This window comes from Bacillus cereus group sp. BfR-BA-01383 (assembly GCF_022663495.1).
In the GTDB taxonomy this organism is placed as follows: Bacteria; Bacillota; Bacilli; order Bacillales; family Bacillaceae_G; genus Bacillus_A; species Bacillus_A cereus_AU.
This window is the reverse complement of the sequence record NZ_JAKUFP010000019.1, coordinates 1-13,129: the sequence shown is the minus strand read 5'-3', so window position 1 is coordinate 13,129 and position 13,129 is coordinate 1. Positions and strand designations below refer to the sequence as shown.

Genomic DNA, 13,129 nt, shown 5'->3' with positions numbered 1-13,129 from the left:
ACATCTTTATATTATTTTCCTAAACAAAATTGAGAGAACAACTGGTCAATTAAGCTTTCATGGACGGTATCACCAGTAATTTCACCAAGTATTTCCCACGTTCTTGTTAAATCAATTTGTACCATGTCAATTGGAACACCATTTTCTATCGCCTCGATTGCATCTCCAATTGTCTTTTCTGCTTGTGTTAATAATCCAATATGTCTCGCGTTAGAAACATATGTCATATCTGCAGAATCAATTGTTCCTTCAAAGAACAGGTCAGCTATTGCCTTTTCAAGCTCATCTATTCCTTGCTCCTCAATTAAAGACGTTGTAATAACACGATTCCCTAGAGCCAGCTCTGTAACACGTTCCATATCAATTGCTTGTGGTAAATCTGTCTTATTTACAATAACGATGAAATCTTTTCCTTGCACGGCACGGAATAGATCTTCATCTTCATTCGTTAAAGCTTCGCTATAATTGACTACAACTAGTACTAAATCAGCTTGGCTCATCATTTCTTTTGAACGCTCTACACCAATTCGTTCAACGACATCTTCTGTTTCACGAATCCCGGCTGTATCTATAAGTTTAAGTGGTACACCACGCACATTAACGTACTCTTCAATAACATCACGAGTTGTTCCTGCAATATCAGTTACAATTGCTTTCTTCTCCTGAACGAGACTATTTAATAGTGATGACTTCCCAACGTTAGGCCTACCAATAATCGCGGTAGCAATACCTTCACGTAAAATCTTCCCTTGCTTCGATGTTTCTAATATTTTTGCAATTTCAGAACGAACATGTGTCGATTTCTCAACTAAAATATTATGTGTCATTTCTTCTACATCGTCGTATTCTGGGTAATCTATATTTACTTCAACATGAGCTAAAGTTTCTAATATTTCTTGACGCAGGCGACCAATTAATTTAGATAATCGCCCTTCCATTTGATTAATTGCTACATTCATCGCACGATCTGTTTTTGCACGTATTAAATCCATAACAGCTTCTGCTTGTGATAAATCGATACGTCCATTTAAAAAAGCGCGTTTTGTAAATTCACCCGGCTCTGCTAATCGTACTCCTTGTGCTAAAATAAGTTGTAATACTTTATTTACCGAAACAAGTCCACCGTGACAGTTAATTTCTACTATATTTTCACGTGTAAAAGTCCTTGGCGCACGCATAATTGACACCATAACTTCTTCAATAACCTGATTTGTATCTAAATCAACAATATGACCATAATGAATCGTATGAGAAGGAACCTCTGTTAAATCCTTCCCTTTAAAAATACGATTCACTTTCTCAACCGCATCATCGCCACTTACTCGAACAATAGCAATTGCACCTTCTCCAAGTGCTGTGGAAATCGCGGCAATTGTATCAAATTCCATGTCCTTCACCTCACTTGCTTATTTATCTCTATTTCAACATGATTATTTTCTTCACTAAATTATTAGAATACCATAACGAACCTATCTACAAAAGAATAATAACTCATTTTATTATGTCCTCATGTAAAAAACACTAAACTTATTCACAGTGGATAAGTTTAGTGTTTTTTAGTTATCCACATCTGTTTTCCCCTCAAAAAAAACCGGCACTCATTTGAGTAACCGGTCATCTGGAAGATATTACAACATGCCGATATGGTTCGTTTCCTTCAGAAGTTGTATTGATATCTTGATGATTAGATAATGCTTGATGAATAATTTTTCGTTCAAAAGATAGCATTGGCTCTAAAACAACCCTTTTTTTCGTATTAGACACTTGTTTAGCTAATCGGTAAGCAAGTGATTCTAACGTACTTTTTCTTTTGCCACGATAATTTCCAGCATCCAATGTAATACCAATATACTGCTTTGTATTGCGATTTGCGACAAGTTTTGTCAAATACTGTAAAGAGTTTAATGTATTTCCTCTTTTTCCAATTAAAACACCCACATTATCACCAAAAATTGTAAATTCAACTTCGCGTCCTTTTACAATTTTACTAATCTCAACTTCCACACCCATATCGCGAATAACATTTTTTAAATACTCTTCGCATTCTTGAATTGGATCTTTCCTCAATACAACTTCTACTACTGCAGGACGATTCCCAAACAAACCTAAGAATCCTCTTTTACCCTCATCGATAATATTTATATCAACTCGATCTTTTGAAGTGTTTAATTGTCTTAAAGCATCTTCTACTGCCAGCTCGACTGTTTGTCCTTTAGCAGTAATTACACTCACTTGCCTGATCCTCCAGCCTTACTAGCCTTAATGTCCGGCCCTTTGATAAAGTACATTTGAGCAATACCAAAGATATTACCAACAACCCAGTAAAGTGATAATGCAGCTGGGAAGTTAATTGCAAAGACTAAAATCATGATTGGCATAAGCCAAATCATCATTGCCATTTGTGGATTTTGTCCAGCTGTTCCTGCCATTGCAAGTTTTTGCTGAATAAATGTCGTAATTGCCGCAACAACCGGTAAGATATAGTACGGATCTGCCTGTCCTAAATCAAACCATAAAAATGTATGCTTACTAATTTCTGATGTTCTCATAATCGCATGATAAAATGCGAATAAAATAGGCATCTGAACAAATATTGGTAAACATCCTGCTAATGGATTTACACCATTTTTTTGATATAACTGCATCATTTCTTGTTGTAATTTTTGCTGTGTTGCTTGATCTTTCGAGCTATATTTCTCTTTTAATCTCACCATTTCTGGTTGTAATGCCTGCATTGCTTTCGTACTCTTCGTTTGTTTGATCATTAATGGTAATAATGCAAAACGAATGATAAGAGTCGTAACAACGATTGCTAAACCGTAATTATTACCAAATAATTTGGCAAAATACGTGATTAACTGTGAAAGCGGATATACGAAATATTCATTCCAAATCCCAGTGCTTTTCGGCGTAATCGGTTGATTCGTTTCACTACAGCCAGTAGCAATTGCCATTAACGCAATAACCATGACTAGTAAACCTATTTTCTTTTTCAAAGCCTGCTCCTCCTTGTTTCGGTATGTATATAGTGTAATTCATTTCCTTACGCTACTTTTTTATTCTTTTCATACCAGAGCGTTTAAAGACATGAATTAAGCTTTTCTTTAACTCTTCATATGTCATCTCTGCACAAGGCTTCCTTGCTATTATAACAAAATCTTTTCCAGAATCTATCTCATCTTTTAATTCTATAATCGATTGGCGGATCATACGCTTAATTCGATTACGAACTACTGCATTTCCTATTTTCTTGCTCACAGAAAGGCCAATGCGAAAGTTTTGTTGTTCTTCTTTATCTAGTTGATATACAACAAACTGACGATTAGCATTCGATTTTCCTTTTTGAAAAACCGTCTGGAATTCATCATTCTTTTTTATACGATTTTTTTTCTTCATATCAATTGACACTCCTGTATTTCATCAGCGGAAACTCATTATTATTAGAAAAAAAGACCACTGAACGATCAGTGGTCTACGCAGATAATACTTTTCTTCCTTTACGACGACGAGCTGCTAGCACTTTACGTCCGTTCGCTGTGCTCATACGGCTGCGGAAACCATGTACTTTGCTGCGCTTACGTTTATTTGGTTGGTAAGTTCTTTTCATTATATGACACCTCCCTGAGGAATATCTGTTAAAGACAGTCTAATAAATTATAGTAAATCAAATAGGAAAATGTCAATGGTTCTCGAAATTTTCATCAAATATTCATTTTGAACCTATTCACATACTTTTTCACAACCTCTATATTTTCTTGTGGATAAATGTTTTTTCTTGTTTTTTATATCCACAAACTCTTTTTGAACTTTTACACAGTATATCGTGTTGTGGACAAGTTTATTCCACAAGGTATTGATTTTGTGGATAACTTTCTTAATTTCATTGCTATAGCCACTTTTTTTTGATATTATAGTTGTGTTTTCACTTTGAATAAGTTTTCCGCATCTTTATCTTATCCACAAATTGTGCATAACATGTGGACAGTTTTAATCACATGTGGGTAAATGATTATCCACATTCGCTTTTTTTGTCGAAAACCCTATCTCATATACAAACGACGTTTTTAGGTTTTAAAATACGTTTCGTATAAATATACATTTTATATTTATTAGGTTGTACATTTATTGCGCAACCTTATTCTTTTACCATCTTAGTAAAGGAGGGACACCTTTGGAAAACATTTCTGATTTATGGAATAGTGCCTTAAAGGAACTAGAAAAAAAGGTCAGTAAACCTAGTTATGAAACATGGTTAAAATCAACAACCGCACATAATTTAAAGAAGGACGTATTAACAATTACGGCTCCAAATGAATTTGCTCGTGATTGGTTAGAATCTCATTATTCAGAGCTAATTTCGGAAACACTTTATGATTTAACAGGGGCAAAATTAGCTATTCGCTTTATCATTCCCCAAAGTCAAGCTGAAGAGGAAATCGATCTTCCTCCTTCTAAACCAAATGCATCACAAGATGATTCTAATCATTTACCACAGAGTATGCTAAATCCAAAATATACGTTTGATACATTTGTCATTGGCTCTGGTAACCGTTTTGCTCACGCTGCTTCGTTAGCTGTAGCCGAAGCACCAGCTAAAGCGTATAATCCTCTCTTTATTTACGGAGGAGTTGGGCTTGGAAAGACCCATTTAATGCATGCAATTGGTCATTATGTAATTGAACATAACCCGAACGCAAAAGTTGTATATTTATCATCAGAAAAATTTACAAATGAATTCATTAACTCTATTCGTGATAATAAAGCGGTCGATTTTCGTAATAAATACCGCAATGTAGATGTTTTATTAATAGATGATATTCAATTTCTAGCTGGAAAAGAACAAACTCAAGAAGAGTTTTTCCATACATTCAATGCATTACACGAAGAAAGTAAACAAATTGTAATTTCAAGTGATCGGCCGCCAAAAGAAATTCCAACTTTAGAAGATCGTCTTCGTTCTCGTTTTGAATGGGGACTCATTACGGATATTACGCCACCAGATTTAGAAACGCGAATTGCAATTTTACGTAAAAAAGCAAAAGCTGAAGGACTCGATATACCAAATGAGGTTATGCTTTATATCGCAAATCAAATTGATTCAAATATTCGTGAACTAGAAGGTGCACTAATCCGTGTTGTAGCCTATTCATCTTTAATTAATAAAGATATTAATGCTGATTTAGCAGCTGAAGCACTTAAAGATATTATTCCAAATTCTAAGCCAAAAATTATTTCTATTTATGATATTCAAAAGGCCGTCGGGGGCGTTTATCAAGTAAAATTAGAAGATTTTAAAGCGAAAAAACGTACAAAATCAGTTGCGTTCCCTCGCCAAATTGCAATGTATTTATCACGCGAACTTACAGACTCCTCCTTACCTAAAATAGGTGAAGAATTCGGTGGACGTGATCATACAACAGTTATCCATGCCCATGAAAAAATTTCTAAGCTACTAAAAACGGATACACAATTACAAAAGCAAGTTGAAGAAATTAACGATATTTTAAAGTAGTAGCTGAATAATGTGAATAACTTCCTTTGCTTTACGCACAGTCTATCCACATGTAGATAGACTGTTTTTACATCTTTCAACGGGGTTATCCACATATCCACAAGCCCTACTACTATTACTACTATTTTTTTATCTTTATTAATTAAATAAAATCTTATACTTACCGGAGGGTTTTCGTTATGCGTTTTACAATACAAAAAGACTATCTTGTAAGAAGTGTACAAGATGTAATGAAGGCAGTTTCTTCTCGTACAACAATTCCGATCCTAACAGGAATTAAAGTTGTCGCTACTGAAGAAGGAGTTACATTAACAGGAAGCGATGCTGATATTTCTATCGAATCTTTTATCCCCGTTGAAGAAGATGGAAAAGAAATTGTAGAAGTAGCACAATCAGGAAGTATTGTTTTACAAGCAAAATATTTTAGTGAGATTGTAAAAAAGTTACCGAAAGACACTGTCGAAATTTCTGTAGAAAATCATTTTATGACAAAAATAAAATCTGGAAAATCGGAGTTTAATTTAAATGGTTTAGATTCTGCGGAATATCCATTATTACCACAAATTGAAGAACATCATGTTTTTAAGATTCCAACGGATTTACTTAAACATATGATCAGGCAAACTGTTTTTGCAGTTTCGACTTCTGAAACAAGACCGATCTTGACAGGTGTAAACTGGAAGATATATAACAGTGAATTAACTTGTATTGCAACAGATAGTCATAGGCTGGCACTTCGAAAAGCAAAAGTTGAAGGACATAATATTGCAGATGAGTTTCAAGCAAATGTTGTTATTCCGGGTAAAAGCTTAAATGAATTAAGTAAAATTCTAGATGAATCTGAAGAAATGGTAGATATCGTTATTACGGAGTATCAAGTATTATTCCGTACAAAACATTTATTATTCTTCTCAAGATTGTTAGAAGGAAATTACCCTGATACAACTCGTTTAATTCCAGCAGAGAGTAAAACAGATATTTTTGTAAATACAAAAGAATTCTTACAAGCAATTGATCGTGCCTCTCTATTAGCAAGAGACGGCCGTAATAATGTTGTGAAATTATCAACTTTAGAACAAGAAATGCTAGAAATTTCTTCGAATTCACCGGAAATCGGAAAAGTAGTAGAAGAAGTTCAATGTGAAAAAGTAGATGGGGAAGAGTTAAAAATATCTTTTAGTGCAAAATATATGATGGATGCACTAAAAGCCTTAGATAGTACAGAAATCAAGATTAGCTTTACTGGGGCAATGAGACCATTCTTAATTCGTACAGTAAATGATGAGTCCATTATCCAATTGATTTTACCAGTTCGTACTTACTAAGTAAGAAATAAGGGTTGCTAGTTTAAAGATGCTAGTAGCCCTTATTTGATTTTGGGGTATTACTTTCCTAATGTTAGTTTATTTAGTACAATGAAAGAATGAACACTTTCAGAAAGTGAGCGATTTTATGAAACGTATTAAAATTTCAACAGAGTATATTACACTAGGACAATTTTTAAAGTTAGCTGATGTAATTGATACAGGTGGCGCTGTAAAATGGTTTTTACAAGAATATGAAGTGTACGTGAATCAAGAACTTGAAAATAGAAGAGGTCGCAAATTATATGCGAACGATATTATTGAAATTCCAGGAAGCGGAAGTTTCCAAGTTCAGGCATAAAGGGGGAGCCCCTTGTTTATTTCAGAAATACAATTAAAAAACTATCGCAATTATGAAAATTTAGAGCTTTCCTTTGAAGATAAGGTAAATGTGATTATCGGCGAAAATGCACAGGGGAAAACGAATTTGATGGAAGCTATTTATGTTTTAGCGATGGCGAAATCTCATAGAACCGCTAATGATCGTGAGCTTATCCGTTGGGATGAAGATTTCGGTCAAATTAAAGGGAAATTACAAAAGAGAAACAGTTCTTTGTCTTTGGAATTAAATATTTCGAAAAAAGGTAAAAAGGCAAAATTAAATCAACTTGAACAACAAAAATTAAGTCAATATATTGGCATGATGAACGTTGTCATGTTTGCCCCAGAAGATTTAAATCTTGTAAAAGGAAGCCCTCAAGTAAGAAGACGCTTTTTAGATATGGAATTAGGACAAATAGCTCCTGTCTATTTGTATGAATTGAGTCAATATCAAAAGGTGCTCACGCAACGAAACCACTTGCTGAAAAAGATGCAAGGGAATAGTAAGAATGAGGAAACGATGTTGGATGTATTTACACTTCAACTTATTGAGCATGGTACAAAAATATTGCAAAAACGGTTTGAATTTTTGCATTTACTACAAGAATGGGCAGCTCCAATCCATCGCGGCATAAGCCGTGGATTAGAAGAATTAGAAATTATCTATAAACCAAGTGTAGATGTATCAGAATCAATGGATTTGTCGAAAATAAAAGAAGTATACTATGAAAGTTTTCAATCTGTGAAACAACGTGAAATTTTCCGTGGTACGACTTTAATTGGTCCTCATCGTGATGATTTACAATTCTTCGTTAATAGTAAAAATGTTCAAGTCTTTGGTTCGCAAGGACAACAACGAACGACCGCACTGTCCCTAAAATTAGCTGAAATTGAATTGATTTACTCGGAAGTTAAGGAATATCCGATTCTTTTATTAGATGATGTATTATCAGAATTAGATGATTATCGTCAATCACACCTGTTAAATACAATTCAAGGAAAAGTGCAAACATTTGTGACAACGACGAGTGTCGACGGAATTGAACACGAAACATTAAAAGAAGCGAAAACAATTCATGTAACGAACGGCACGGTAGATTGTGAAATAGATAGGGCATAATCCCCTGTTTAAATGGAAAAGTAGGTGATCTTTGTGTCAATGGAACAAAAGCAGATGCAAGAAAATTCATATGATGAAAGTCAGATACAGGTACTTGAAGGACTAGAGGCAGTTCGAAAACGCCCTGGGATGTATATTGGATCTACAAGCGGAAAAGGACTTCACCATCTTGTGTGGGAAATTGTCGATAATAGTATTGATGAAGCACTTGCAGGGTATTGCGATGAAATTAACGTTAGTATCGAAGAAGATAATAGTATTCGTGTAACGGATAATGGACGTGGTATTCCAGTTGGTATACAAGAAAAAATGGGACGTCCCGCTGTAGAAGTTATTATGACCGTTCTTCATGCCGGTGGTAAATTTGGCGGCGGCGGTTATAAAGTTTCTGGTGGTTTGCATGGTGTTGGGGCATCTGTTGTAAATGCTCTATCAACAGAACTAGAGGTATTTGTACATCGTGAAGGTAAAATCCATTATCAAAAATACGAAAGAGGTATTCCGGTTGCGGATTTGAAAGTCATTGGTGACACAGACCAAACAGGAACAATAACTCGATTTAAGCCAGATCCAGAAATTTTTACAGAAACAACAGTATACGATTTTGACACACTAGCAACTCGTATGCGTGAATTAGCATTTTTAAATCGTAATATTAAATTAGTAATTGAAGATAAACGTGAACATAAACAAAAGAAAGAATTCCATTATGAAGGTGGAATTAAATCATATGTAGAGCATTTAAATCGCTCGAAGCAACCAATCCATGAAGAACCTGTATATGTTGAAGGTTCAAAAGATGGAATTCAGGTTGAAGTTGCGCTTCAATATAACGAAGGATATACAAATCATATTTACTCATTTACAAATAATATTCATACGTATGAAGGTGGTACACATGAGGTAGGATTTAAAACCGCCCTAACACGTGTAATCAACGATTATGGCCGTAAAAATAATATTTTAAAAGATGCGGATAGTAATTTAACTGGCGAAGATGTTCGTGAAGGCTTAACAGCAATCGTATCAATTAAACATCCGAATCCACAATTTGAAGGACAAACGAAGACAAAATTGGGGAATAGTGAAGCGAGAACGATTACAGAATCTGTATTCTCAGAAGCCTTTGAAAAGTTCTTACTAGAAGACCCAAACGTTGCACGTAAAATTATAGATAAAGGGACGATGGCAGCGCGCGCGCGTGTAGCTGCTAAAAAAGCCCGTGAATTGACACGTAGAAAGAGTGCGTTAGAAGTTTCTAGTTTACCAGGTAAATTAGCAGATTGTTCTTCGAAGGATCCAGCAATTAGTGAAATTTATATCGTAGAGGGTGACTCTGCTGGTGGATCGGCGAAACAAGGGCGTGACCGTCACTTCCAAGCGATTTTACCACTTAAAGGTAAAATCATTAACGTTGAAAAGGCACGATTAGATAAAATTTTATCTAATGATGAAGTGCGTACAATTATTACAGCAATTGGTACAAATATTGGTGGGGATTTCGATATCGAGAAGGCTCGTTATCATAAAATTATTATTATGACAGATGCCGACGTGGATGGTGCACATATTCGTACCCTATTATTAACGTTCTTCTATCGTTATATGCGTCAAATAATTGAATGTGGCTATATATATATTGCGCAACCACCATTGTTTAAAGTACAACAAGGTAAAAAAATTCAATATGCTTACAATAATAAAGAACTTGAAACAATATTAGCTGAATTACCAGCGCAACCTAAGCCTGGAATTCAGCGTTATAAAGGTCTAGGGGAAATGAATCCAACCCAGCTGTGGGAGACAACGATGGACCCAGAAGTACGTTCTTTACTTCAAGTTTCTCTTCAAGATGCGATTGAAGCAGATGAAACATTTGAAATCTTAATGGGAGATAAAGTAGAGCCACGTCGTAACTTTATCCAAGAAAATGCAAAATACGTGAAAAACCTTGATATTTAAATGAGTAATGACAGGAATCTAAGTATTCCTGTCTTCTACATATAAATCAATGTATGTGTAACGGAAATGTAAGAGGAGGTGCTCGTTAATGTCAGACAATCAACAACAAGCACGAATTCGAGAAATTAATATTAGTCATGAAATGCGTACCTCATTTTTAGATTACGCAATGAGTGTTATCGTATCTCGTGCATTACCAGATGTTCGTGATGGATTAAAGCCTGTGCATCGTAGGGTCTTATATGCGATGAATGATTTAGGGATTACAGCTGATAAAGCGTATAAGAAATCAGCACGTATTGTCGGTGAAGTAATCGGTAAGTATCACCCTCACGGTGATTCAGCCGTTTATGAAACGATGGTACGTATGGCGCAAGATTTCAGTCAACGTTATATGCTTGTTGATGGGCATGGTAACTTTGGTTCTGTTGACGGAGATTCAGCGGCAGCAATGCGTTATACAGAAGCAAGAATGTCTAAGATTTCTATGGAATTAATACGCGATATTTCAAAAAATACAATTGATTACCAAGATAACTATGATGGTTCTGAAAGAGAGCCAATTGTATTACCAGCGCGTTTCCCTAATTTATTAGTAAATGGTACGACAGGTATTGCGGTTGGTATGGCAACAAATATTCCACCACATCAACTTGGTGAAGTAATTGATGGCGTATTGGCATTAAGTCATAATCCTGACATTACTATCGCTGAATTAATGGAGTGTATTCCAGGGCCGGACTTCCCAACAGCAGGTTTAATTTTGGGACGAAGTGGTATTCGTAGAGCTTATGAAACAGGAAGAGGTTCTATTATACTTCGTGCTAAAGTTGAAATTGAAGAAAAACCAAATGGTAAACAAACTATTATCGTAACTGAACTACCGTATCAAGTTAATAAGGCACGATTAATTGAAAAAATTGCAGAATTAGTTCGTGATAAGAAAATTGAAGGTATTACAGATTTACGTGATGAATCAGATCGAAATGGTATGCGTATTGTTATGGAAGTACGCCGTGATGCTAATGCCAATGTACTATTAAATAATCTATATAAACATACAGCGCTTCAAACAAGTTTTGGTATTAATATGTTGTCTCTTGTAAATGGAGAGCCGCAAGTACTGAATTTAAAACAAAATTTATATCATTACTTAGAGCATCAAAAGGTAGTAATCCGTCGACGTACTGCTTATGAATTAGAAAAAGCAGAGGCACGCGCTCATATTTTAGAAGGATTACGAATTGCTTTAGACCATTTGGATGAAGTTATTACGTTAATTCGTAGTTCGAAAACGGCGGATATTGCAAAGCAAGGCCTAATGGAACGTTTCGGTTTAAGCGAGAAACAAGCGCAAGCAATTTTAGATATGCGTCTGCAACGTTTAACAGGATTGGAACGTGAAAAAATCGAACAAGAATATCAAGATTTAATGAAGTTAATTGCTGAATTAAAAGCAATCTTAGCAGATGAAGAAAAAGTTCTTGAGATTATTCGTGAAGAATTAACGGAAGTAAAAGAGCGCTTTAATGATAAGAGACGAACGGAAATTACAATCGGTGGTATGGAAGCTATTGAAGATGAAGATTTAATTCCAGAACAAAACATCGCTATTACGTTAACTCATAATGGTTATATTAAGAGGTTACCAGCTTCTACGTACAAAACACAGAACCGTGGTGGACGTGGCGTGCAAGGGATGGGAACAAATGATGATGATTTTGTAGAGCATTTATTGACTACTTCTACACATGATCATATTTTATTCTTCACTAATAAGGGTAAAGTATACCGTACGAAGGGATATGAAATCCCAGAGTATAGCCGTACAGCAAAAGGTATACCGATTATTAACCTATTAGGCGTAGATAAGGGCGAATGGATTAATGCCATTATTCCTATTCGTGAATTTGGTGACGATCAGTTCTTATTCTTTACGACGAAACAAGGTGTCTCTAAGAGAACACCACTTTCATCGTTCGCGAATATCCGTACAAATGGTTTAATTGCAATTTCTCTTCGTGAAGAGGATGAAGTAATCTCTGTACGTTTAACATCTGGTGATAAGGATATTATTGTCGGAACAAGTAACGGTATGCTAATTCGTTTCAATGAGCAAGATGTGCGTTCTATGGGACGTAATGCAGCAGGCGTTAAAGCTATTACATTAGGTGAGGAAGACCAAGTCGTAGGCATGGAAATCGTCGAAGAGAATGTAAATGTTTTAATTGTAACGAAAAATGGTTACGGAAAGCGTACACCGATTGATGAGTACCGTCTGCAAAGCCGCGGTGGTAAAGGTCTAAAAACTTGTAACATTACAGATAAGAACGGTAAATTAGTAGCAGTTAAATCTGTAACAGGTGAAGAAGATATTATGTTAATTACAGCAGCGGGTGTTATTATTCGTATGCCAGTTGATCAAATCTCTCAAATGGGACGTAATACACAAGGTGTTCGTTTAATCCGCTTAGAGGATGAGCAAGAGGTTGCGACTGTAGCAAAAGCACAAAAAGATGATGAAGAAGAAACTAGTGAAGAGATGTCTTCAGAAGAAGTTTCTTCAGAAGAATAAGAGGGGAATTTCTCCCCTCTTTATTTTTTTATAATAATACTTGCATAGTGGAGAGAAAGCTTATATAATAGGCAGAGTCAGCAAATGAGAGATACAAGTTATCGAAAAAAACTTGTTGACGAAAATAATATACTATGATATATTATAAAAGTCGCTGAAACGCGATGTTGAACTTTGAAAACTAAACGAAACAAACAACGTGAAACGTCAATTTTTATTTTTAGATGCTAGACAAACTAACTTTATTGGAGAGTTTGATCCTGGCTCAGGATGAA

The 13,129-nt window shown here is 35.3% G+C and carries 11 protein-coding genes; 6 read left to right on the top strand and 5 right to left on the bottom strand.

Annotated elements, in window-relative coordinates:
• Positions 1–11: 11 nt before the first annotated feature.
• From mnmE to rpmH, 5 genes are all read right to left on the bottom strand, one after another.
• Complete coding sequence (gene mnmE, locus MR065_RS17215; RefSeq protein ID WP_242214530.1) at positions 12–1,388, bottom strand: tRNA uridine-5-carboxymethylaminomethyl(34) synthesis GTPase MnmE; 1,377 nt, start codon at positions 1,386–1,388, stop codon at positions 12–14.
• Positions 1,389–1,614: 226 nt separating this feature from the next.
• Positions 1,615–2,232 carry an RNA-binding cell elongation regulator Jag/EloR gene (gene jag, locus MR065_RS17210; protein ID WP_242214529.1) on the bottom strand — a complete coding sequence of 206 codons (618 nt, stop codon included), beginning with the start codon at positions 2,230–2,232 and terminating at the stop codon, positions 1,615–1,617.
• Positions 2,229–2,996, bottom strand: a complete 768-nt coding sequence (spoIIIJ, locus tag MR065_RS17205) for a YidC family membrane integrase SpoIIIJ (protein ID WP_242214528.1) — start codon at positions 2,994–2,996, stop codon at positions 2,229–2,231. The genes jag and spoIIIJ overlap by 4 nt, the downstream gene beginning before the upstream one ends.
• Positions 2,997–3,048: 52 nt before the next feature.
• Positions 3,049–3,396, bottom strand: coding sequence for a ribonuclease P protein component (gene rnpA / locus MR065_RS17200; protein ID WP_097902525.1), 348 nt, complete (start codon positions 3,394–3,396; stop codon positions 3,049–3,051).
• Between the two features lie 76 nt (positions 3,397–3,472).
• Entirely contained in the window at positions 3,473–3,607 is a 135-nt protein-coding gene (rpmH, locus tag MR065_RS17195) for a 50S ribosomal protein L34 (protein ID WP_000831901.1), read from the bottom strand.
• A 564-nt stretch (positions 3,608–4,171) separates the two neighbouring features.
• Between rpmH and dnaA the strand changes: the two genes are divergently transcribed.
• From dnaA to gyrA, 6 genes are all read left to right on the top strand, one after another.
• Positions 4,172–5,512 (top strand): chromosomal replication initiator protein DnaA, encoded by a 1,341-nt coding sequence (gene dnaA / locus MR065_RS17190; RefSeq protein WP_097902526.1) that lies wholly within the window; start codon positions 4,172–4,174, stop codon positions 5,510–5,512.
• Positions 5,513–5,691: 179 nt separating this feature from the next.
• The gene (gene dnaN / locus MR065_RS17185; protein WP_097902527.1) at positions 5,692–6,837 is read left to right on the top strand and encodes a DNA polymerase III subunit beta; all 1,146 of its coding nucleotides are present in this window, start codon (positions 5,692–5,694) and stop codon (positions 6,835–6,837) included.
• A gap of 127 nt (positions 6,838–6,964) precedes the next feature.
• Entirely contained in the window at positions 6,965–7,177 is a 213-nt protein-coding gene (gene yaaA, locus MR065_RS17180; RefSeq protein WP_000821366.1) for a S4 domain-containing protein YaaA, read from the top strand.
• Between the two features lie 12 nt (positions 7,178–7,189).
• Complete coding sequence (recF, locus tag MR065_RS17175) at positions 7,190–8,317, top strand: DNA replication/repair protein RecF (protein ID WP_242214527.1); 1,128 nt, start codon at positions 7,190–7,192, stop codon at positions 8,315–8,317.
• 39 nt (positions 8,318–8,356) lie between these two features.
• A complete protein-coding gene (gyrB, locus tag MR065_RS17170; RefSeq protein WP_242214526.1) occupies positions 8,357–10,279 on the top strand; it encodes a DNA topoisomerase (ATP-hydrolyzing) subunit B in 1,923 nt (640 codons plus the stop codon).
• A gap of 88 nt (positions 10,280–10,367) precedes the next feature.
• Complete coding sequence (gyrA, locus tag MR065_RS17165) at positions 10,368–12,854, top strand: DNA gyrase subunit A (RefSeq protein ID WP_242214525.1); 2,487 nt, start codon at positions 10,368–10,370, stop codon at positions 12,852–12,854.
• The last annotated feature ends 275 nt before the right edge of the window (positions 12,855–13,129 follow it).

Excerpts from the sequence above, each read along its gene's own strand:
- mnmE (WP_242214530.1), bottom strand. The coding sequence starts at position 1,388 with ATGGAATTTGATACAATTGCCGCGATTTCCACAGCACTTGGAGAAGGT.
- rnpA (WP_097902525.1), bottom strand. The coding sequence starts at position 3,396 with ATGAAGAAAAAAAATCGTATAAAAAAGAATGATGAATTCCAGACGGTT.
- rpmH (WP_000831901.1), bottom strand. The coding sequence starts at position 3,607 with ATGAAAAGAACTTACCAACCAAATAAACGTAAGCGCAGCAAAGTACAT.
- dnaN (WP_097902527.1), top strand. The coding sequence starts at position 5,692 with ATGCGTTTTACAATACAAAAAGACTATCTTGTAAGAAGTGTACAAGAT.
- yaaA (WP_000821366.1), top strand. The coding sequence starts at position 6,965 with ATGAAACGTATTAAAATTTCAACAGAGTATATTACACTAGGACAATTT.
- gyrB (WP_242214526.1), top strand. The coding sequence starts at position 8,357 with ATGGAACAAAAGCAGATGCAAGAAAATTCATATGATGAAAGTCAGATA.
- gyrA (WP_242214525.1), top strand. The coding sequence starts at position 10,368 with ATGTCAGACAATCAACAACAAGCACGAATTCGAGAAATTAATATTAGT.